This is a genomic window from Variovorax sp. YR566, from assembly GCF_051992195.1.
Classification (GTDB): domain Bacteria; phylum Pseudomonadota; class Gammaproteobacteria; order Burkholderiales; family Burkholderiaceae_C; genus Variovorax.
This window is the reverse complement of sequence record NZ_CP197092.1, coordinates 4,017,768-4,039,522: the sequence shown is the minus strand read 5'-3', so window position 1 is coordinate 4,039,522 and position 21,755 is coordinate 4,017,768. Positions and strand designations below refer to the sequence as shown.

Here is a 21,755-nt window from a genome sequence, read left to right as displayed (position 1 = left end):
GCGTTCAGGCTCCCGAGAGCGCCCCGTCCACCACCTGTTGGGCCTCTTCGAGGATGCGCGCGAGGTGTTCCTTGCCCTTGAAGCTCTCGCCGTAGATCTTGTAGATGTTCTCCGTGCCCGAGGGCCGCGCGGCGAACCAGCCGTTGTCGGTCACGACCTTCACGCCGCCGATGGCCGCGCCGTTGCCCGGCGCATGGCTCAGCACATTGACGATCTTGTCGCCCGCCAGCTCGGTCGAACGGATCTGTTCCGGCGAGAGGCTCGACAGCCGCTTCTTCTGCTCGACAGTGGCCGCCGCATCCACGCGGTCTGACACCGGCTGGCCCAGCGCCTGCGTCAGCTCGGTGTAGCGCTCGCCCGGGTCACGCCCGGTGCGCGCGGCGATCTCGGCCGAGAGCAGGGCGGGCACCAGGCCGTCCTTGTCCGTGGTCCACACCGAGCCGTCCTTGCGCAGAAAGGTCGCGCCCGCGCTTTCCTCGCCGCCGAAGGCCAGCGAGGCATCGACCAGCCCGTCTACGAACCACTTGAAGCCCACCGGCACCTCGTACAGCCTGCGGCCGAGCCGTGCGGTGACGCGGTCGATCATCTGGCTGCTCACCACCGTCTTGCCGACAGCCGCCTGCGCCGGCCATTGCGGGCGGTGCGTGTAGAGGTAGTCGATCATCACCGCGAGGTAGCTGTTGGGTTGCATCAACCCGGTGCTGCCCGAGACGATGCCGTGGCGGTCGTGGTCGGTGTCGCAGGCGAAGGCGATGCCGAAGCGGTCCTTCAGTTCGATCAGCTTGTGCATGGCGTCGGGCGACGACGGGTCCATGCGGATGCGGCCGTCCCAGTCCAGAGACATGAAGCGGAAGGTCGGGTCGACTTCCTGGCTCAGCACGTTCAGGCGCGTGAGCTTGTAGCGCTCGGCAATCGCGGGCCAGTAGCGCACGCCCGCGCCGCCCAGCGGGTCGACACCCAGGTCGAGGTTCACGTCGCGGATCGCGTCCATGTCGAGCACCTGCGCCAGGTCTTCGACGTAGGTGTTCAGATAGTCGTGCCGGTGCGTGGTCGATGCGCGCAGCGCCTGCGCGAGCGGCATGCGCTTCACGCCTTCGAGCTTGTTGGCCAGCATCTTGTTGGCCGCGGCCTCGACGGCCGAGGTGATGTCGGTGCCGGCCGGTCCGCCGTTCGGCGGGTTGTACTTGAAGCCGCCGCTCTCGGGCGGGTTGTGCGAGGGCGTGATGACGATGCCGTCGGCCAGCCCGCTTGTGCGTCCACGGTTGTAGACCAGGATGGCGTGCGACACGGCCGGCGTCGGCGTGTATTCGTCGCCCTTAGAGATCATCAGCTCGACGCCGTTGGCCGCGAGTACTTCCACCGCGCTGCTGAAGGCCGGCGTGGACAGCGCATGCGTGTCGATGCCGAGGAAGAGCGGACCGTCGATGCCTTTCTGCTTGCGGTAGTCGCAGATGGCCTGGCTGATTGCCAGCACGTGCCATTCGTTGAATGCATCGTCGAAGGAGGAGCCGCGATGCCCCGAGGTGCCGAAGGCCACGCGTTGGCTCGGCACCGACGGGTCTGGCAGGCCGGTGTAGTAAGCCGAGATCAGGCGCGGCACGTTGACCAGCAGTTCGAGAGGGGCGGGCTTTCCCGCGAGAGGGTTGGTTGCTTGGCTCATGTCGATGGAAAGTCAAAGTTGATCAGGTCGCCGATGCGTTCGACGGTGATGTCGGCAGGGGCGTAGGCGGCAATGGCCTGCTCATCAAGTGCATAGTGCCCTTGCCGCACGAAGACCGTCGTCAGACGAGGCCCCCAGATGGCCTTCATGGCCGAAAGAATGCGCAGCTTGTCGTCCACCATCACGTAGTGCTGGGCGGGGTGGCACTGCTCGATGGTGTCGAGCATCTGTTCCTTGTGCACGTAGATCAGCACGCGGCCCTCGGTGGCCTCCCACAGGCCCGAGCGCTGCACCTTGCGCGGCTGGAACACCACGTCGCCGTCGGACAGGATCACCGTGGGCCCGTGCCGGCGCAGATGCTTCAGTGCTTCCAGCGCGCCGGGGTAGAGCCGTTCGGCAAAGGGGTAGTCGATGAGAAAGCTCGACATCAGCAGCAGCCGCGAATCGCTCATGCCGCGGCGGCTCTCTTCGGCGCGGTAGCGCTGCAGGGCGCCGAGGTAGTCGACGTAGCCGAGCTCGCTGCGCAATTGCTCGAAGGCCACCCAGTAGCGGCCGGCGCTTTCGGCGCCGAAGGCCTGTTCGAGATGGGCGCGAAGATCGGCCACGACGCGGTCGTTGTCGAGCAGGGTGTTGTCGACGTCGATCAGGAAAACGGTGGCGGGAGGAGGTGTCATGGGTGTGCGGCCAAAGTGCCTGAACTTGGGGGCCCGAACTGCGCGTGTCGCGGCCAGCATACGCCTTGAATGGCCCTGAATGCGACGCCAGACAGCCGTCGCGTGAATTGGTCGCCACTTTGCGGACCATCGACTTAATCCCTGCCGCGGGAGTGTCCCCGGAGTCGAATAAGCTTCCGCCCAGATTGAAGAAGAAGGAGCAAGACAGATGCGCATCACGAACGGTCGACTCCGGGCCGGCTTGCCGGCTGTGGCCCTGGGCCTCTTGCTGGCTGGCTGCCAGACACCTCCGGCCGACCGGCCCCTGACATCGGAAGTGCCTGAACCCCCGAGCTTCGTTACGCCGCCGGAAACCTGCCAAGCCACGGCCGTGCGCTTCGGCCTGGGGTTGCGCATCAGCCAGCAACTGCTGGAAGAAATGCGCCAGCGCTCCGGCGCCCGCGTGGCACGCACCGTGCTGGCCACCGAAGCCGCCGACCCGGCGCAAGACATGACGCGGCTCAACGTGCAGGTCGAGCCCACCGGGCGCGTGGTGGGTGCCTATTGCGGCTAGCCACACTGTATGCACGAGTGTTGTTCGTACACCTCGTCTGTAACAAAATCTCACTGCAAGGTGTGGAACGGCCCGGATTGGGAGAACAATAGCCCGCGACTTTCGGAGCCCCAGTCTTTTGTCGAACCAGCAACCCACAGTCTCCTTGCCGTCGTACTACGACGGGTCGGCACGTCTTCCGCCGGATGAAGTGCTGCGCCCGTTGATGGCCGACTGGGCCCGCGCCGGCAAACGCCTGGCTGCCGTCTGCTACATCGACGTCGACCGCTTTGCCGAGCTGAACGATCACCTCGGCATGGTCGCGGGCAACGCCGCCCTCGAAGAGGTGGCCCGCCGCATCAAGGCCCAGCTGCCGCGCGAGAGCGTGATGGCCCGCGTGGGCGGCGACGAGTTCGCAGCCCTGTTCGCTGGCATCGGAACCTCGCAGTGCACCCAGGTGCTCGAGCGCATCCAGGCCTCGCTCGGCGAGCCCTGGAGCTGGCGCGACCAGACAGCCAGCATCGACGCGAGCATCGGCGCCATGCTGCTCGACAGCAACGGCCCGCCACCAGAGACAGCCCTGCGCCAAGCGCAGCACGCGGCCTTCTTTGCCAAGCGCGCGGCCGACGGCAAGGTGCATTACTTCGACGCGCCCCAGGCGCGCGCCGACGAGCAGGTGGTGCGCGAGCGCCAGCGCATCCAGGAAGGCCTGCTGCAGGGCGAGTTCTTCCTGGTCTACCAGCCCAAGGTCGACATGCGGCGCGGCGTGGTGGCCGGTGTCGAGGCGCTGATCCGCTGGCAGCACCCCGAGCGCGGCCTGCTGCCGCCGGCGCAGTTCGTGCCGCTGATCGAAGACGACCAACTGGTCGAGCAGGTGGGCGACTGGGCCATTGCCACAGCCCTGTGGCAGGCGCACCAGTGGCGCCTGGCGGGCCTTCAGATTTCGGTGAGCGTGAACGTGGCGCCGCGCCACATGATGCGCTGGGACTTCGTCGAACGGCTCGCGCGGCACCTGGCGCAGTTTCCGAAGATGGGCGTGGGCATGCTCGAGCTCGAAATCCTCGAGACCACGGCGATCAGCCAGTTTGCGAACGTCGCGTTGTTCGTCGAGGCCTGCAAGATGCTGGGCGTGGGCGTCACCATCGACGACTTCGGCACCGGGTATTCGTCGCTCACCTACCTGCGGCAATTGCCGGTGTCGACCGTGAAGATCGACCAGTCCTTCGTGCGCGGCATGCTCGACAACGACCAGGACCGCGCCATCGTGCAGGGCATCGTCGCGCTGCTCCACGCGCTTGGCCTCACGGCCGTGGCCGAGGGGGTTGAAACGGTGAAGCAGGGCGAAGCGCTGCTTGCGCTGGGCTGCACGCTGGGCCAGGGCTACGGCATCGCGATGCCGATGGCGGCCAAGGACGTCGTGCAATGGGTGGCGCAGTATGAGCAGGCTCCCCTGTGGGGCGCCGATACGGCGGCGCTGCCTGCCACCTCGTCCGTTTAGTCGCGTTCAGTCAGACAGGGCTTCCCCGGCGTCGCGGACCATGCCGCGGCGGCTGTGCTTGACGGCGTACATGGCGGCATCTGCCTGCCGCAGGGCTTCCTCGGCAGAGGTGGTGCGCGGGTCGACCGCCACTACGCCGACGCTGGCGCCTGCGTAGTCGATCGTCATGCGCTTCAGCCGCAGCTCGCCGATGGTGTTTTCTGCCAGGCGGTCGGCCAGCGCCCGCGCCCCGGTGCGCGGCGATTCGCCCAGCGCGGGCCCCAGGCCGATCACCACGAACTCGTCGGAGCCGAAGCGCGCCAGCATGTCGCTTGCGCGCACCGAGTTCGCGAGCTGTTTTGCCATGGCCGCGAGGAATTCGTCGCCGATAGCGTGGCCGTGCGCGTCGTTGATCTTCTTGAAGTCGTCCAGGTCGACGAAACCGACCAGCACGCTCTGGCCGCTGCGCGCACCTTGCGCCAGCATGCGCTGCAGCGCGTCGACGAGCACGCGGCGGTTGGGCAGGCCGGTGAGGGCGTCGATGGCGGCGTGCGTGGCGAGTTCGGCATTGGCCTTCCTGAGCTTCTCGACCAGCAGTTCGCGCTCCACCTGCTGCCCGATCAGCCGCGCGAACAGCCGCAGCACTGGCTCCGCTTGTGGCGGCAAGGGCATTTGCTGTGCGCTGGCGGCGCACAGGGCGCCGAAGAGCTCGCCGCTGTCGGTTTTTACCGGGGCACTCACGCAGGTCTGGATGCCGAGCTCGCGGGCGGCATCGGCGTCGCCCCAGCAGCCGCCGGCGTCGTCGGTGTAGGTGCGGTCTTCTTCGAGGGCGTGCCGGCAGAGCGTGTTGGCCCAGGGCACGAAGGCTCCCTCGGGAATGGTCAGCAGCTCGCCGGTGTTGTGGGCGAAGAGGATGTGCTGGCGGCCCTTGTCCGGGTCGACGCTCACGAGGTAGGCCGACTCCAGCCCCGTGGCCGCCTCGAGCATTTCGAGCATCGGGCGGGCGAGGTCTTCCAGCGTCTTGGCGGAGGAGACGCAGTCGGATAGCTGTTCGATCAGGGATTCCATGGCCGACATTCTGAGGGGATAGGTTGTTTTCAGGAGGCCAGGGCTTCCATGAGTTCGGTCTCGATGGCCAGCTGCGTCTTCTGGCCCTGCAATTCAGGGCCGCTGATCAGGAAGGTGTCTTCCACCCGCTCGCCCAGCGTCGTCACCTTGGCGAGCTGCAGATTCAGGTGATGGCGCGCCAGCACCCGGGCCACCGAATACAGCAGGCCGGCGCGGTCGCTCGCCGAGATGTTGAGCAGCCAGCGCTGCGCCTTGTCGTCGGGCAGCAGGCTGATGCGCGGCTTGATCGGAAAGCTGCGCACCCGGCGCGATACCCGGCCCATGCTGGGCGGGGGCAGGGCGCCGGCTTCGGTGAGCGTTTGCGCCAGGCCCGACTCGACCATGCTGATCAGGTCGCGGTAGTGGTCCGGCAGGAAGGTGGTCACCACCTGGAAGGTGTCGAGCGCGTAGCCGTTGCTCGTGGTGTGCACCTTGGCGTCGAGGATGCTGAAGGACGACTGGTCGAAGTAGCCGCAGATGCGCGCGAAAAGGTCGGGCTGGTCGGGCGTGTAGACGACCACCTGCAGGCCTTCGCCCACCGGCGACAGGTGCGCGCGCACGATGGGCGGTGCCTTCGGGTCGATCGGCACGTTGGGCGGCGGTACGAAGCGCGAGAGCTGCTTGGCGTGCCAGGCGATCTCGGTGGCGTCGTGGCGCATGAAGTAGCCGACGTCGAGCGTGTCCCACAGGGCCTTGTGCGCTTCGAAGCGCTGGGCGTGCAGGGCCAGCTGCACCAGCGCCTCGCGCTTGCGCGACTCGACTTCGGCGTCCGGGTCGGGCATGCGGCCGCCCAGCGCGCGCAGGGTGTAGCGGTACAGATCTTCGAGCAGCTTGCCCTTCCAGGCATTCCACACGCGCGGCGAGGTGCCGCGGATGTCGGCGATGGTCAGCAGGTAGAGCGCGGTCAGGTAGCGCTCGTTGCCCACGCGCTTGGCGAATGCGCCGATGACTTCGGGATCGCTCAGGTCCTGCTTCTGGGCGACCTGGCTCATCACCAGGTGCTCGGCCACCAGGAATTCGATGAGCTTCGCATCTTCGCGGGCAACGGCGTGCTGCTTGCAGAAGCGCTGCACGTCGCGTGCGCCCAGCGTCGAATGGTCGCCGCCGCGGCCCTTGGCAATGTCGTGGAAGAGGGCGGCCACGTACAGGATCCAGGGCTTGTCCCAGCCGGCCGCCAGCTGCGAGCAGAACGGGTACTCGTGCGCATGCTCGGCAATGAAGAAGCGCCGCACGTTGCGCAGCACCATCAGGATGTGCTGGTCCACCGTGTACACGTGGAACAGGTCGTGCTGCATCTGCCCCACGATGCTGCGGAACACCCGCAGGTAGCGCCCCAGCACCGAGGTCTGGTTCATCAGCCTGAAGGCATGCGTGATGCCGTAGGGCTGCAGCAGGATCCGCATGAAGGTCTCGTGGTTGACCGGGTCGTTGCGGAACTTGCTGTCCATGACGTGGCGCGCGTTGTAGAGCGCGCGCAGCGTGCGCGCCGACAGGCCCTTCACGCCGATGGTCTTCTGGTACAGCAGGAAGGTTTCGAGCACCGCGTGAGGCTCGCGCTCGTAGAGGTCGTCGCTCGCAATCTCGATCAGGCCGGCGCGCTCGTAGAAGCGCTCGTTGACGGGCGTGTGCTGCTCGTCGCTCGGCTGCAGACGCTCGGAAATGTTGAGCAGCAGGATCTGGTTGAGCTGCGAGACCGCCTTGGCGGCCCAGTAGTAGCGCCGCATCAGCGCCTCGCTCGACTTGCGCTGCGATTCGCTTTCGTAGCCGAAGCTGGCTGCCACGGCGGTCTGCAGGTCGAACACCAGGCGGTCTTCGCGGCGGTTGGCAATCACGTGAAGCCGCGCGCGGATGAGCGAGAGCAGCGCTTCGTTGCGCTTGATCTGCTGCGCCTCGAAGGAGGTGGCCAGGCCGTTCTTGGCGAGGTCGTCCCAGCGGCTGCCGTAGCCGGCCGCCTTGGTCATCCAGAGGATGGTCTGCAGGTCGCGCAGGCCGCCCGGTGACTCTTTGCAGTTGGGTTCCAGCGCGTAGGGCGTGTTGTCGTACTTCTGGTGACGGTGCCGCATTTCCTGCGACTTGGCCACGAAGAAGGCCTGCGGGTCGATCGCGCGGGTGAAGCGGCGGCGAAAGGCCGTGAAGAGCTTTTTGTCGCCTGCGATCAGCCTCGCTTCGAGCAGCGAGGTCTGGACGGTGACGTCTTTCTCGGCCTCGGCCAGGCATTCATCGACCGTGCGCACGCTGGAGCCGATTTCCAGGCCCGCGTCCCAGCAATGGCCGATGAAAGCCTCGATGCGGGCGGGGTCGATGGCGTTTTCGTGGTCTTCGGGCGGCAGCAGCAGCAGCACGTCGACGTCGGAATACGGAAACAGCTCGCCGCGTCCGAAGCCGCCCACGGCGGCCAGCGAGAACGAGTCACCGAAGCCGGCGTCGCGCCACAGCGTGCAGAGCGTTTCGTCGGCCAGTGCCGAGAGCTGGCGCAGCACCGTGTGCACGCTGCGGGTTGGGGCGCGCGCGAAGCGCAGGGTGTCGAACAGGGCGAGCTTTTTCGCGCGATAGGCTTCGCGCAGCGTCGCCACGTCGATGTTGGCTGCTTCGATCACGGCGGGGAGACGCGTTGCCGCGTCAGGTCTTGGTCGAGGTGACGAAGGAGGGCAGCGGCGGGCTGCCTGCGGAGAGCGTCAGCACTTCGTAGCCGGTCTCGGTGACGAGCACCGTGTGCTCCCACTGGGCCGACAGCGAATGGTCGCGCGTGACGATGGTCCAGCCGTCGTACTGGCCGCCCTTGAAGTCTTCCTTCACGTCGCGCTTGCCGGCGTTGATCATCGGCTCGATGGTGAAGATCATGCCGGGCTTGAGTTCTTCCATGGTGCCGGGGCGGCCGTAGTGCAGCACCTGGGGTTCTTCGTGGAAGCGCTGGCCCACGCCGTGGCCGCAGAACTCGCGCACCACCGAGAAGCCCTGGCCTTCGGCGAACTTCTGGATCGCGTGGCCCACGTCGCCCAGGTGCGCGCCGGGGCGCACCTGCAGGATGCCGTGCCACATGGCTTCGAAGGTGATGCTGCACAGGCGCTTGGCTGCGATGGAGGCGTCGCCGATCACGTACATGCGGCTGTTGTCGCCGAACCAGCCGTCCTTGATGACGGTCACGTCGACGTTCATGATGTCGCCCTTCTTCAGGGGCTTGTCATTTGGAATGCCGTGGCACACCACGTGGTTCACCGAGGTGCACAGCGACTTCGGGTACGGGACGCTGCTCGCGCCCATGTATCCCACCGTGGCCGAGGTGGTGCCCTGCTTGACCATGTACTCGGCGGCCAGCCGGTCGACATCGTTGGTCGTGATGCCGGGCTTGATGAGGGGCGTGAGGTAATCCAGCACCTCGGAAGCCAGGCGGCAGGCGACCCGCATGGCTTCGATGCCCGCAGCGTCTTTGTAGTTAATGCTCATCCCCGAATTATCCCATTCGGCAAGCTAAAATTCCGGGCTAACGCGGATGGCCCCAGTCAGCGGCCATCTGCCTCGATTCCTTGATTTCCAACGCGGCCCCCGAGGCCCCATCGACCGTGACGCAGCCCGCACCTCAAGCCCTTCCCGTCGTAACCATGTTCGAGGGCGGCAGCGCGCTCAGCGACTTCCGCGCACGCCAGCTGCTGCCGAAGCTCCAGGCCATCGAGCCGCGCATCGAGGGCATTTCAGCCCGTTTCGTGCACCTCGTGGTCACCGATGCGGCGCTGGATTCAGCCGGCCGCGAGCGCTTTGCGGCGCTGCTGACCTACGGCGAACCCTTCGAGGCACCGGCTAAGGCGGGCACCTCGGTGGTGGTCACGCCCCGCCTGGGCACGGTGTCGCCCTGGGCCTCCAAGGCCACCGATATTGCCCATAACTGCGGCCTGGCCTTGCGCCGGGTCGAGCGCGTGACCCAGTATCACCTGAAGCTCAAGGCCCCGCTGATCGGCAAGGCCCCCGTGATCGAAGGCGACACGCTGGCCGCCGTGGCCGGCCCGCTGCACGACCGCATGACCGAGTCGGTGCTGGCCACCGTCGATCAGGCCGCCAGCCTGTTCAGCGAACTGCCTGCCCAGCCGATGGCGCAGGTCGACGTGCTGGCCGGCGGCCGTACGGCGCTGGTGGCAGCCAACACCGGTTTCGGCCTGGCGCTGGCCGAGGACGAAATCGACTATCTGGTCGACGCCTTCACCCGACTGGGCCGCAACCCCAGCGACGTCGAACTGATGATGTTCGCGCAGGCCAACAGCGAGCACTGCCGCCACAAGATCTTCAACGCCGACTTCACCATCGACGGCAAGGCGCAGCCGCAAAGCCTGTTCTCGATGATCCGCCACACCGAGAAGCAGAACCCGCAGCACACGGTGATTGCCTATGCGGACAACGCCTCGGTCATGGAAGGCGCGACCATCGAGCGCTTCATTCCCGCGACCGGCTCGCAGAGCTATCAAAAAGATAGCGCCCTGAGCCATGTGCTGATGAAGGTCGAAACGCACAACCACCCGACCGCCATTTCGCCGTTCCCGGGCGCATCGACCGGCGCAGGCGGCGAAATTCGCGACGAAGGCGCCACCGGCCGTGGCTCCAAGCCCAAGGCCGGCCTGACCGGCTTCACCGTGTCGAAGCTCTGGCCTGAAGAGGGCCACTACGGCAAGCCCGAGCACATCGCCAGCCCGCTGCAGATCATGACCGAGGGCCCGCTCGGCGGCGCCGCGTTCAACAACGAGTTCGGCCGTCCCAACCTGCTGGGCTACTTCCGCGAATACGAGCAGACCGTGGCGAGCAACCTCGACACCGTGCAGCGCGGCTACCACAAGCCCATCATGATCGCGGGCGGCTTGGGGCAAATCGACGCCACGCAGACCAAGAAGATCCGCTTTCCGGCCGGCTCGCTGCTGATCCAGCTCGGCGGCCCCGGCATGCGCATCGGCATGGGCGGCAGCGCCGCCAGCTCGATGGCCACCGGCGCCAATGCGGCCGAGCTCGACTTCGACTCGGTGCAGCGTGGCAACCCCGAAATCGAGCGCCGTGCGCAAGAGGTCATCAACCACTGCTGGCAGCAGGGCGCGGCCAACCCGATCCTGGCGATCCACGACGTGGGCGCCGGCGGCCTGAGCAACGCCTTCCCCGAGCTGACCAACGACGCCGGCCGCGGCGCGCGCTTCGACCTGCGCGCCGTGCCGCTCGAAGAGTCGGGCATGGCGCCGAAGGAAATCTGGTGCAACGAAAGCCAGGAGCGCTACGTGCTGGCCATCGCGCCGGAATCGCTCGACCAGTTCAAGTCCTTCTGCGAGCGCGAGCGCTGCCCGTTCTCGGTGGTCGGCGTGGCGACCGAAGAACGCCAGCTGCTGGTGGCCGACGAGGGCGCACAGGTGCAGCCGGTCGACATGCCCATGGACGTGCTGCTCGGCAAGCCGCCCAAGATGCACCGCGACGTCAAGACCGTGGCCCGCAGCTTCAAGCCGCTCGACCTCACGGGCGTCGACCTGCAGAAGGCCGCCATCGACGTGCTCGCGAATCCGACCGTGGCGTCGAAGCGCTTCCTCATCACCATCGGCGACCGCACCGTGGGCGGCCTGAGCCACCGCGACCAGATGGTCGGCCCGTGGCAGGTGCCCGTGGCCGACTGCGCCGTGACGCTGGCCGACTACAAGGGCTTTGCCGGGGAAGCCATGAGCATGGGCGAGCGCACGCCGCTGGCCGCGCTCGACGCACCGGCCTCGGGCCGCATGGCCGTAGCCGAGGCCATCACCAACCTGCTGGCCGCGCCGATCGAACTCTCGCGCGTGAAGCTCTCGGCCAACTGGATGGCCGCCTGCGGCGAGCCCGGCGAAGACGCCGCGCTGTACGAGACCGTCAAGGCCGTTGGACTGGAGCTGTGCCCGGCGCTGGGCGTGTCGATTCCGGTCGGCAAGGATTCGCTGTCGATGCGCACGCAATGGAAGGACGGCGCGGAGGCCAAGAAGGTCACCTCGCCCGTGAGCCTGATCGTCACCGCCTTCGCCTCGCTGGCCGATGTGCGCGGCACGCTCACGCCGCAGCTCGACGCCGAAGAGGCCGACACCACGCTGGTGCTGATCGACCTGGGCCAGGGCAAGCACCGCATGGCCGGCAGCATCCTGGCGCAAACGCTGGGCCAGAGCGGCGACACCGTGCCTGACCTCGACGACCCGGCGCAGCTCGTGGCGCTGGTCAACGCCGTGAACGCGCTGCGCGCCGACGGCAAGATCCTCGCGATGCACGACCGCAGCGACGGCGGCCTGTTCGCCACAGCCTGCGAAATGGCCTTTGCGGGCCACGTTGGCGTGGCGCTGAACGTCGACATGCTGGTTACCGAAGGCGACGGCATTTCCGACAGCCGCATGGAAACCGGCGACGCCAAGAACTGGGCGCAGCAGGTCAGCGCGCGGCGCGAAGAACTCACGCTCAAGGCGCTGTTCAACGAAGAGCTGGGCATGGTGCTGCAGGTGCGCACCGCCGAGCGCAACGACGTCATGCAAGTGCTGCGCGCTCACGGCCTCAGCACGCACAGCCACTTCATCGGCAAGACGCGCCCTGCCAGCTCCACCATGGATGCGGGCAAGGGCAAGGTCGAAGTCTGGCGCGACGCCAAGTCGGTGTTCAGTGCCAGCCTGCACGACCTGCAACAGGTGTGGGACTCGGTCAGCTGGAAGATCGCCCGCGAGCGCGACAACCCAGCCTGTGCCGATGCCGAGCACGCCGCAGCCGGCGTGCCGAGCGATCCGGGTATGCACGTGTTCCTGCCGAATGCGCAGCCTGCCGCGCCGGCCATCCTGCAGTCGCGCCCCAAGGTCGCCATCCTGCGCGAGCAGGGCGTCAATTCGCACGTCGAGATGGCCTACGCCTTCACCGAAGCCGGCTTCGAAGCCTTCGACGTCCACATGACCGACCTGCAGACGGGCAGGGCGGACCTCGCCAACTTCAAGGGCGTGGTCGCCTGCGGCGGCTTCAGCTACGGCGACACACTGGGCGCTGGCATCGGCTGGGCGCGCAGCATCACCTTCAACCCGAAGCTGGCCGAGCAGTTCAAGACCTTCTTCGGCCGCACCGACACCTTCGGCCTGGGCGTGTGCAACGGCTGCCAGATGTTCGCCGAGCTGGCCGACATCATTCCGGGCGCCGAGGCCTGGCCGCGCTTCACCACCAACCAGAGCGAGCGCTTCGAGGCGCGCCTGTCGATGGTCGAAGTGCTCGAATCGCCGAGCATCTTCTTCGCGGGCATGGCCGGCAGCCGCCTGCCGATCGCGGTGGCGCACGGCGAGGGCTATGCCAACTTCAAGCACCGTGGCGACGCCGCCAAGGCCATCGGCGCGATGCGCTTCGTGGACAACCACGGCCAGCCCACCGAGCAGTACCCGTTCAACCCGAACGGCAGCGCGGGCGGCCTGACCTCGGTGACGACGCCTGATGGCCGCTTCACCGCGGTGATGCCGCACCCCGAGCGTGTGTTCCGCAACATCCAGATGAGCTGGACCTCGGGTGACAAAAGCGAGCTGAGCCCGTGGATGCAGATCTGGCGCAATGCCCGCCGCTGGGTGGGCTGATCGACACAAACCCGCCACGCGGCGGGCAACAAAAAAGCGGCCCGCGGGCCGCTTTTTTCATGGGGCTGCAAGGCTCCGGTCTTACTCGACCTTGGCCTTGGCGCGCAGATCCTCTTGGTACTTCTGCAGGCGCTGCTGCTGCAGTTGCTGCGTGATCTGCGGCTTCACTTCTTCCAGCTTCGGCAGTTGGGCCTGGCGGATGTCGTCGACGCGGATGATGTGATAACCGAACTGGGTCTTGACCGGAGCGGGGGTGGTTTCGCCCTTCTTGAGCTTGATCATCGCTTCCGAGAACTCGGGCACGAAGCTCGCGGGGTTGGCCCAGTCGAGGTCGCCGCCGTTGGCGCCCGAACCCGGGTCCTTGCTCTGCTTCTTGGCGATGTCTTCGAACTTGGCACCCTTCTTCAGGTCGGCCATGATCTTCTTGGCCTGGTCCTCGGTCTCGACCAGGATGTGGCGAGCCTTGTATTCCTTGCCGCCATTGGCCGCCACGAACTTGTCGTACTCGGCCTTCACGTCGGCGTCCGAGACCGGGTTGGTCTTGCGGTAGTTCTCGAACAGTGCGCGGATCAGGATGGCCTGGCGGGCGAGTTCGAGCTGGTTCTTGTAGTCGTCGCTGGCGTCCAGGCCCTGCTTTTGCGCTTCCTGCATGAACACTTCGCGCGCCACGATTTCCTCGCGCAGCTGGCTCTGCATTTCAGGCGTCACCGGGCGGCCTGCCGCTGCCAGTTGCTGGGCCAGAACGTCCATGCGGGCCTTGGGCACCGGCTTGCCGTTCACGATGGCTGCGTTCTGCGCCAGAGCCGCCATGGACGTGGCACTGAGCAGCACTGCGGCCGCGACGGCCTGCAAGATTTGTTTTTTCATGGAATGAATATCGAGCTGGAAAGGAAATGCGCGTGTAGGAAAAGGCGCGGGAAAGAAAGCAGGGATAGGGAAGAAAACAAGGAGAGCAACGGCCGGTGCAAACGCGGCGTGCGATCCGGTGGACGACTCAGAGCACCTCGATGGCGATGGCGTGCAGACCCTGTGCGATAAAAACCTGGAGGGCATCATACACAAGCCGATGTCGCGCCACGCGGGGCTTCCCTTCGAACAGAGGGGAGGCGATGCGCACGCGGAAATGGGTGCCGCGGCCTTCCGCGTTGGCGCCCGAATGGCCTGCGTGGGCGGCGCTCTCGTCGATCACTTCGAGCTGCGTGGGGCTAAGCGCCTCGCGCAGCGCGGCTTCGATGTCGGCAGCTGTGGGCAGCAGTGTGGTGCTCGTCGTCATGCCGTCGGCTTGTCTTCGTTCTTCAGGTGCGGCGCGATGTACAGGCCCTGCGCCACCAGGAAGACGATGGGGAACACATAGCCCCAGAGCTTGAAGTTGACCCAGGCCTCGGTCGTGAAGTACGCCGCCACGTAGCCGTTGATGATGGCCATGAACAGGCAGTAACCGATCCACGCCACATTGAGCCGGCCCCAGATGCGGTCGGGCAGCTCGAGCTGCGAGCCCAGCAGCATCTTCAAAAAGTTCTTCTTCAGCGCCCAGAGCGCCACGGCCAGCGCAATGGCCATTGCGCCGTACAGCACCGTCGGCTTCCACTTGATGAAGCGGTCGTCGTGCAGAGCCAGCGTGAGCGTGCCGAACAGCAGGATCAGCACCAGCGTGGCTTTCTGCATGGCCTGCAGCTTGCGCTCGGTGGCGTAGATGATCGCCATCTGCACGACAGTGGCGGCCATCAGCACGCCGGTGGCGATGTAGATGTCGCCGAGCTTGTAGGCGCCGAAGAACAGCAGGATCGGGAAGAAGTCGAGGAGCAGTTTCATTTTTTCTGGAAGTCGAGCGACGCCGAGTTCATGCAGTAGCGCAGGCCGGTTTCGGTAGGGCCGTCGGGGAACACGTGGCCCAGGTGGGCGCCGCAATTGGCGCAGACGTTCTCGGTGCGCACCATGCCGTGCGAGCGGTCGACGATGTTGCGGATGGCACCGGGCACGGCTTCTTCCGAGAAGCTGGGCCAGCCGCAGCCCGCGTCGAACTTGGTCGTCGACTCGAACAGCTTGGCGCCGCAGCACACGCAGTGATACGTGCCGTCGTCCCAGTGCGCTTCGTACTTGCCGGTGAAGGGGCGTTCGGTGGCGGCGTGGCGCGTTACCTCGAAGGCCGCGGGCTCGGCGCCTTTTTCAGCGAGCAGGGCTTTCCATTCGGCGTCGGTTTTCTGTACGGGAGTGGTCATGATGAGCAGCTGATTTCGATCGTGGAGGCCCAGTCGGGCGGGAAGCCGGCCAGTGCGTCGGCGTCGGGATGTTCTTCAAATGGGGACTGGAGCACAGCCAGCAAGGTTGCCACAGCCGAGTGGTCCTTTTGCTGACTTGCTTCGATGGCTTGCTGTCCCAGGTGGTTCCGCAGCACGAATCTGGGATTCGATTTGAGCATCAGATCGGCGGCTTGCGCGCGCCCAGTGGGCGTATGGCGCTCCGAAAACGCTAGCGCCCATGCATCGAAACCCTCGCGGTCCAGGAACAGGTCGCGCACCGGCTCGACGTTGCCGTCGGCCATGTAGTTCGAGAGCCGTCGCCAGAAGATCGTGTAGTCGACCTTGCCCGCGGCCAGCAGCTTGAGCACACCCTCGATGAGCGCGCGGTCGCTTTCGGCCGCCTCGGCAAGGCCCAGCTTGGCGCGCATGCGGCCTTCGAACTCGTTCGGGAACACCGTCTTGTAAGACTCAAGCGCGGCCACCGCCACTTCCTGGTCGCCGATCAGCGGCAGCAGCGCCTGCGCTAGGCAGAACAGGTTCCAGTAGGCGACGTTGGGCTGCTGGTTGAAGGCATAGCGCCCGTTGGTGTCGCTGTGGTTGCAGATGTGGCGCGGATCGAAGCCGTCGAGGAACTGGAACGGGCCGTAGTCGATGGTGAGCCCGAGGATGCTCATGTTGTCGGTGTTCATTACCCCGTGGCAGAAGCCCACGGCCTGCCATCGGGCGAGCAGGGCGGCGGTGCGCTCGCTCACGGCTTCGAGCAAGGCTGCGTACGCGTTGCCGTTGAAGCGGTCGGTGGTGCGGCACGCCGGGTAGTAGCGGTCGATGACGTAGTCGGCCAGCGCGCGCAACTCGTCTTCACGCTGGTTGGCCGCGAAGTGCTCGAAGTGGCCGAATCGGATGAAGCTGGGCGCCACGCGGGTCACGACGGCCGAGCTTTCGGGCTCCTCGCGGTACACGCGGGCGTCGGAGCCGGTCACGCAGAGTGCGCGGGTGGTCGGGATGCCGAGGCCGTGCATGGCCTCGCTGCAGAGAAACTCGCGGATGCTGGAGCGCAGCACCGCGCGGCCGTCGCCGCCACGCGAGTAAGGCGTGCGGCCCGCGCCCTTCAATTGCACTTCGAGCCCGCTTTCGGTTTCGCCGATCATGATGGCGCGCCCGTCGCCCAGCTGGCCGGCCCATACGCCGAACTGATGGCCGCTGTAGACCGTGGCAAAGGGGCGTGTGCCGGCGATGGGCAGGCTGCCTGTCAGGGCCGCCAGCGTTGCATCCGACGAATGCCAATCAGGCGGCAGGCCCAGCTCGCGGGCGACGGCTTCGCTGCGGCCCACCCAGTACGGATCGGGCAGCGGCGTCGGCCGCAATTCGGTGAGAAAGGCCGGGCCAAGGGTGGCAAAACCGGGTTTCCAGCGCAGCCCAAGGTCCGCGACCTCGGTGTCTTCAGCAAGCAAGCTCATTGGCGGATTGTCCGGCACAGCGCGTAACCCCTTGCCAAGCGGGCCATCGCGGCCCCAGCACGAGGCTTGGGAAGCTCAGGCGGCTAGCGGTGCGGGGCTGTCCCAGATGCGAGCCCGGTACTGCGCCGGCGGCACGCCGAACCAGCGCTTGCAGGCGCGAAAGAAGTTGCTGGTGTCCACGAAGCCCAGCATGTCAGCCACGTCGGTCAGTGTATGCCGGTCTTCCGCAAGGTACTGCTGCGCCAGCTCGCGGCGGGTGCGGTCCAGCAGGCCCTGGAACGACACCGACTCTTCCTGCAGCCGTCGCTGCAGCGTGCGCTCGGCCAGTCCCAGGCCCGAGGCCACGTCCTGGCGGCGCGGCTCGCCGTGCTGGAGCCGGCGCGCGATTTCGGCGCACACCAGGCTGCTGGTGGTGGTCTGGCCCAGCAGATTGAGTTGATCGTCGAGCAGGTGCTCCTGCATCTCGCCGAGCACCGGGTGGAAGGTGGGCAGCGGCATCGTCATATCGGCCGTCGACAGCAGCAGCCGGTTGGCGACGGCGTTGAAGCGCACTTCGCAGCCGAAGGCCTCGCGGTGCAGCCGGTCGTTGGCCGGCGCGGGGTACACGAACTCCATGGCCAGCGGCTGCAGCTCGCGCCGCGTGAGCCACTGGCACTGCATGAACACGGTCAGCAGGGCGTATTCGACGCGCTGGCGCGGAATCGGCAGGCTGCCGCCGGTGTGCTCCATCACCATCCAGCAGCCGCGCGGCTCGGGGTGCATCGAGAAGGCGGTCGCGTCCGAGATCACCGCCATGTAGCGCGTCAGCCGTGTGAGCGCAGCGCCCAGGTCGGGGCTGCAGGCCATGGCGTGACCGACCGTGCCCAGCTTGCTGTGCGTGGCGGCCAGGTCGCGGTGCAGGCCCAGCGTGGGCTTGCCGGCGCGCGCCACCGCGAGCTGCCAAAGCACCGAGATCTCGTCGACCGGGATGCGCGTGTTCTGGCGGTGCAGCGAATCGGGGTCGAAGCCGGCATCGCGCAACAGCGAAGGCACGTCCAGCCCCTCGGCCTCGAACATCGACAGCACGCCCTCTAGCCACGCGGCCGAGCTGGTGCGCAGCTCCGGCTGCGGCATGCCGCCGGCCCGTCGCTGCGGCCCGCGTTGGCGGTGCGACAGGGAGGCTCCTGAAGTCATTCGTTTGGCTTCCTTGCGATAGCGGTGAAAACGACGCCGGTTTCTAGAATTTTTTGCGTGCTCGGCGGCCCGGAGTATGGGTGCCGCGCACCAGGCCAGGAATTCCGATTAACCCGGTGTGGAGACAAAAACATGAAGACAGAGACGACGGCACAAAACCAGGGTGCAGCAAGAAAAACGGCGGTGGGCAAGGCCATCGCCACCATGGCGGCAGCGGCGGCCCTTGCGGCCCTCTCGGCCTGCGGAGGCGGTTCATCCGGTTCGTCCGGCTTCACCTTCCTGCCGAGTGCGCCCCCACCGGCGCCAGCGCCCCCGGCTCCGCCTCCAGCCGACGGCCCGATGGTGCGCCAGACCACGGCCGGCAAGATCGAAGGCGTGGACGACGGCGCCACCTCGGGCACCTACTACTGGAAGGGCGTCCCGTTCGCCCAGCCGCCCGTGGGCGCGCTGCGCTGGCGCGCACCGGTCGCGCCCGAAGCTTGGAGCGATATTCGCCAGACAACCAAGTTCGGCAATGCCTGCCTGCAGATCGGCCGCATCTTCAGCCCGGGCCTCAACAACACATACGACGCCACCATCGGCACCAACCTCGGCAAACCGGTCGGCAGCGAAGACTGCCTGTTCGTCAACATCTGGCGCCCGGCGACGGACGAGAAGAACCTGCCCGTGCTGCTGTTCGTGCATGGCGGCAGCAATATCTCGGGCTACACGGCCGACCCGCTGTACGACGGCGCCAAGCTGGCGAAGACCGCCAACGCGGTGGTCATCACCGCCAGCTACCGCCTCGGCATCCTGGGCTTCCTGAACATGCCGCAGCTGCGGCCGGGCGGCACCGCGGGAGACGACTCCGGCAACTTCGCGCTGCTCGACAACATGGCGGCGCTACGGTTCATCCAGAACAACGTTGCCAACTTCGGCGGCGATCCGGGCAACGTCACGCTGTCGGGCGAGTCGGCGGGCGCCACCAACCTGCTGTCGGTCATGACCTCGCCGATGGCCAAGGGCCTGTTCCACAAGGCCTTCGAGATGAGCGGCGGCATTTCGCTCGCGAGCAACCTGCCGCCTGGTACGCTGCCTTCGCTGTCGCCGGCCTCTGCTTCGCTCGCGCAGGGCGCAGCCATCCTGGAGAAGCTGCTCGTTGCAGACGGCACCGCCGCCGACGCGATCGCTGCCAAGGCCTACATCGCCACCCGCACGCCGGCCCAGATCGCCGAGTACCTGCGCGCGCAGGACGGCGGCAAGATGTTGGGCACCGTGGTCTCCACGGGGCTGGGCTCGGTCGGGCCCATTCCCGACGGCACCGTGATCCCGACCGACCCCATCGGCGCCATCGCGGCCGACCAGTACGTGAAGGTGCCCATGCTTGCCGGCAACACGCGCGACGAGGGCAAGCTCTTTGCCTCGCTGCTGGGGACCATCGGTTTTCCGACCTCGGGCTGGATCGTCAACGACGCCCAGCGCTTCTCGCTGATGTTCAACTTCGACCCCGATGCCGCGCCCACGCTCACCGTGAACGACATCATCGACCCGTTCTACCTTCCGGTAGACAAGCCCGGCACCGGCTACAACGCAGCCACCGCGCTCGTCACGAAGGGGCTGTTCGAGGCCAATCGCAGCAACCTGCTCGACACGATGAAGACGCGCCAGTCGAACATCTGGCACTACCGTCTCGACTGGTCGCAGGAGGCTGCACCGTGGAATGACGTGTATGGCGCCTCGCACGCCTTCGACCTGCCGTTCGTGTTCGGCAATTTCGGCCCCTCGGTGCTGTCGAACGTCATGGGCGGCAAGGCCAACGAGAAGGGGCGGCTGGCGCTGTCGAACGCCGTCATGGCCAGCATCGGCGCCTTCATGCGCAAGGGAGATCCGAACACGCCCGAACTTGGTGCGACCTGGGCGCCGTGGCCCGCGCAATTGCTGCTCGACGCCACGCCGCTGGCGGCCAAGATCACGCCGGTGCAATGAGCCGCTTCGTTCAATCGTGCAGTGCGGGTTTGTGTCATTGTGGAAGTGGCCGAAGCTTGCGTGAATCCGTTGTCCGCAGGTTTTCATGAAGTCATTTCACATAGGAGTTCGTAGATGCTGGGTTTGATGCAAGACCAACCGCTTTTGATCTCGTCGCTGATCGAGTTCGTCGAGCGCCACAACGGCGACGGCGAGATCGTCTCGCGCCGTGTCGAAGGCGACATCCACCGCTGCACATGGAGCGACATCGCATCGCGCGCCAGGCAGGTGGCCAACGCACTGGACGGCGAGCAGTTGCTGTTCAGCGACCGCATCGCCACCCTGGCCTGGAACGGCTATCGCCACCTGGAGCTGTACTACGGTGCGAGCGGCAGCGGCCGCGTGCTGCACACCATCAACCCGCGCCTGCACCCCGACCAGATCGCGTGGATCGCCAACCATGCCGAAGACCAGATCCTGTGCTTCGACCTCACGTTCCTGCCGCTGGTGCAGGCCGTACATGCGCGCTGTCCCACGATCCGGAAATGGGTTGCACTGTGTGATGCGGACAAGCTCCCCGCCGACAGCGGCGTGCCCAACCTCGTGAGCTACGAAAGCTGGATGGGCGCGCAGTCCACCGACTACGAATGGCCCAGCTTCGACGAGAACTCCGCCTCGAGCATGTGCTACACGAGCGGCACCACGGGCAACCCGAAGGCCGCGCTCTACAGCCACCGCTCGACCATGCTGCATGCCTACGCCGCGGCCTTGCCCGACGTCATGCGCCTGTCGGCACGCGACTCGGTGCTGCCGGTGGTGCCGATGTTCCACGTCAACGCCTGGGGTATTCCGTACTCGGCGGCGCTGGTGGGCTGCAAGCTCGTGTTCCCCGGCCCGGCGCTGGACGGCAAGTCGGTGTTCGAGCTGATCGAAGGCGAGGGCGTGACCTTCGCGGCGGGCGTACCCACCGTGTGGCAGATGATGCTCGGCCACATGCAGGCAAACGGGCTGAAGTTCAGCAAGCTCAATCGCACCGTCATCGGCGGCTCGGCCTGCCCGCCGGCCATGATCAAGGCGTTCCAGGAGAACTACAACGTCGAGGTGCTGCACGCCTGGGGCATGACCGAGATGAGCCCGCTGGGCACGCTGTGCACGCTGAAGAACAAGCACCTGTCGCTGCCGGCCGACGCGCAGCTGCAGATCCGCATGAAGCAGGGCCGCGCCATCTTCGGCGTCGACATGAAGATCATCGACGGCGACGGCAAGGAACTGCCGTGGGACGGCAAGGCCTATGGCGACCTGCTGGTCAAGGGCCCGTGGATCGTCAAGGAATACTTCAAGGGCGAGGGCGGCAATCCGCTGATTCCCGACGAGCAGAACCGCGGCTGGTTCCCCACCGGCGACGTGGCCACCATCGACGCCGAGGGCTATCTGCAGATCACCGACCGCAGCAAGGACGTGATCAAGTCAGGCGGCGAGTGGATCAGCTCCATCGAGATCGAGAACATCGCCGTCGCGCATCCGGCCGTGGCCATGGCCGCGTGCATCGGCGTGTTCCATCCGAAGTGGGACGAGCGGCCGATCATCGCGGTTGTGAAGAAGCCCGGCGCCGAAGTCACGCGCGAAGAGCTGTTGAAGTTCTACGAGGGCAAGACTGCCAAGTGGCAGATCCCGGACGACGTGGTGTTCGTCGAGGCCATTCCGATCGGCGCCACCGGAAAGATCCTCAAGACCAAGCTGCGCGAGCTGCTGAAGGACTACAAGCTGCCGACCCTCTGAAGACAAGGACACGAGCCAAGCCCACCCGCACTGTCGCCTACGCGATAGGAAAGCCGCCCCGGCGGCCTTCCTTCCGGGCATTCCCTGTGCGGCGAAGAAAAGGGCGCTTGTACGCTGGCATTCCGCCTTTCACACTGGAGACTC

General features: G+C 66.5%; 16 protein-coding genes. 5 read left to right on the top strand and 11 right to left on the bottom strand.

Annotation, left to right across the window (positions count from 1 at the left end; genetic code table 11):
* Window positions 1-4 precede the first annotated feature (4 nt).
* Both pgm and ACTG4X_RS18910 read right to left on the bottom strand, forming a co-directional pair.
* Window positions 5-1,660: a phosphoglucomutase (alpha-D-glucose-1,6-bisphosphate-dependent) gene (gene pgm, locus ACTG4X_RS18915; protein ID WP_440531624.1), complete on the bottom strand. Its 1,656-nt coding sequence runs from the start codon at window positions 1,658-1,660 to the stop codon at window positions 5-7.
* A complete protein-coding gene (locus ACTG4X_RS18910; protein ID WP_093074001.1) occupies window positions 1,657-2,334 on the bottom strand; it encodes an HAD family hydrolase in 678 nt (225 codons plus the stop codon). The genes pgm and ACTG4X_RS18910 overlap by 4 nt, the downstream gene beginning before the upstream one ends.
* 208 nt (window positions 2,335-2,542) lie before the next feature.
* Here ACTG4X_RS18910 and ACTG4X_RS18905 point away from each other — a divergent pair, with 208 nt between their 5' ends.
* Together ACTG4X_RS18905 and ACTG4X_RS18900 are read left to right on the top strand one after the other, a co-directional pair.
* The gene (locus ACTG4X_RS18905; RefSeq protein ID WP_093173357.1) at window positions 2,543-2,887 is read left to right on the top strand and encodes a hypothetical protein; all 345 of its coding nucleotides are present in this window, start codon (window positions 2,543-2,545) and stop codon (window positions 2,885-2,887) included.
* Window positions 2,888-3,005: 118 nt separating this feature from the next.
* Window positions 3,006-4,364 carry a putative bifunctional diguanylate cyclase/phosphodiesterase gene (locus ACTG4X_RS18900; RefSeq protein ID WP_093074005.1) on the top strand — a complete coding sequence of 453 codons (1,359 nt, stop codon included), beginning with the start codon at window positions 3,006-3,008 and terminating at the stop codon, window positions 4,362-4,364.
* 6 nt (window positions 4,365-4,370) lie between these two features.
* Here ACTG4X_RS18900 and ACTG4X_RS18895 read toward each other — a convergent pair whose 3' ends face one another.
* Genes ACTG4X_RS18895 through map form a run of 3 tightly spaced genes read right to left on the bottom strand, consistent with a single transcriptional unit; the run spans window position 4,371 to window position 8,894 of the window.
* Window positions 4,371-5,411: a sensor domain-containing diguanylate cyclase gene (locus tag ACTG4X_RS18895; RefSeq protein ID WP_440531623.1), complete on the bottom strand. Its 1,041-nt coding sequence runs from the start codon at window positions 5,409-5,411 to the stop codon at window positions 4,371-4,373.
* 29 nt (window positions 5,412-5,440) lie between these two features.
* Window positions 5,441-8,047, bottom strand: a complete 2,607-nt coding sequence (locus tag ACTG4X_RS18890; protein WP_307615101.1) for a [protein-PII] uridylyltransferase — start codon at window positions 8,045-8,047, stop codon at window positions 5,441-5,443.
* A 22-nt stretch (window positions 8,048-8,069) separates the two neighbouring features.
* Window positions 8,070-8,894, bottom strand: coding sequence for a type I methionyl aminopeptidase (map, locus tag ACTG4X_RS18885; protein ID WP_093056906.1), 825 nt, complete (start codon window positions 8,892-8,894; stop codon window positions 8,070-8,072).
* Between the two features lie 155 nt (window positions 8,895-9,049).
* Between map and purL the strand changes: the two genes are divergently transcribed.
* Window positions 9,050-13,018 (top strand): phosphoribosylformylglycinamidine synthase, encoded by a 3,969-nt coding sequence (gene purL / locus ACTG4X_RS18880; RefSeq protein ID WP_440534405.1) that lies wholly within the window; start codon window positions 9,050-9,052, stop codon window positions 13,016-13,018.
* 81 nt (window positions 13,019-13,099) lie between these two features.
* Here purL and ACTG4X_RS18875 read toward each other — a convergent pair whose 3' ends face one another.
* The 6 genes from ACTG4X_RS18875 to ACTG4X_RS18850 all read right to left on the bottom strand — a co-directional run bounded on the left by ACTG4X_RS18875 (window position 13,100) and on the right by ACTG4X_RS18850 (window position 17,870).
* A complete protein-coding gene (locus tag ACTG4X_RS18875) occupies window positions 13,100-13,885 on the bottom strand; it encodes a peptidylprolyl isomerase (RefSeq protein ID WP_440531622.1) in 786 nt (261 codons plus the stop codon).
* Between the two features lie 127 nt (window positions 13,886-14,012).
* On the bottom strand, window positions 14,013-14,291 hold the full coding sequence (locus tag ACTG4X_RS18870; RefSeq protein ID WP_093056903.1) for a BolA family protein: 279 nt from the start codon (window positions 14,289-14,291) through the stop codon (window positions 14,013-14,015).
* On the bottom strand, window positions 14,288-14,830 hold the full coding sequence (locus ACTG4X_RS18865; RefSeq protein WP_440531621.1) for a septation protein A: 543 nt from the start codon (window positions 14,828-14,830) through the stop codon (window positions 14,288-14,290). Before ACTG4X_RS18865 ends, ACTG4X_RS18870 begins: the two co-directional genes overlap by 4 nt.
* Window positions 14,827-15,237, bottom strand: coding sequence for a peptide-methionine (R)-S-oxide reductase MsrB (gene msrB / locus ACTG4X_RS18860; RefSeq protein ID WP_093056901.1), 411 nt, complete (start codon window positions 15,235-15,237; stop codon window positions 14,827-14,829). The genes ACTG4X_RS18865 and msrB overlap by 4 nt, the downstream gene beginning before the upstream one ends.
* Window positions 15,234-16,715, bottom strand: a complete 1,482-nt coding sequence (locus ACTG4X_RS18855; RefSeq protein ID WP_440531620.1) for a protein adenylyltransferase SelO — start codon at window positions 16,713-16,715, stop codon at window positions 15,234-15,236. The genes msrB and ACTG4X_RS18855 overlap by 4 nt, the downstream gene beginning before the upstream one ends.
* Before the next feature lie 75 nt (window positions 16,716-16,790).
* Complete coding sequence (locus ACTG4X_RS18850) at window positions 16,791-17,870, bottom strand: AraC family transcriptional regulator (protein WP_093056983.1); 1,080 nt, start codon at window positions 17,868-17,870, stop codon at window positions 16,791-16,793.
* A gap of 222 nt (window positions 17,871-18,092) precedes the next feature.
* Between ACTG4X_RS18850 and ACTG4X_RS18845 the strand changes: the two genes are divergently transcribed.
* Complete coding sequence (locus tag ACTG4X_RS18845) at window positions 18,093-19,853, top strand: carboxylesterase/lipase family protein (protein ID WP_440534404.1); 1,761 nt, start codon at window positions 18,093-18,095, stop codon at window positions 19,851-19,853.
* Window positions 19,854-19,967: 114 nt separating this feature from the next.
* Window positions 19,968-21,611 (top strand): 3-(methylthio)propionyl-CoA ligase, encoded by a 1,644-nt coding sequence (locus ACTG4X_RS18840; protein WP_093056899.1) that lies wholly within the window; start codon window positions 19,968-19,970, stop codon window positions 21,609-21,611.
* Window positions 21,612-21,755 lie beyond the last annotated feature (144 nt).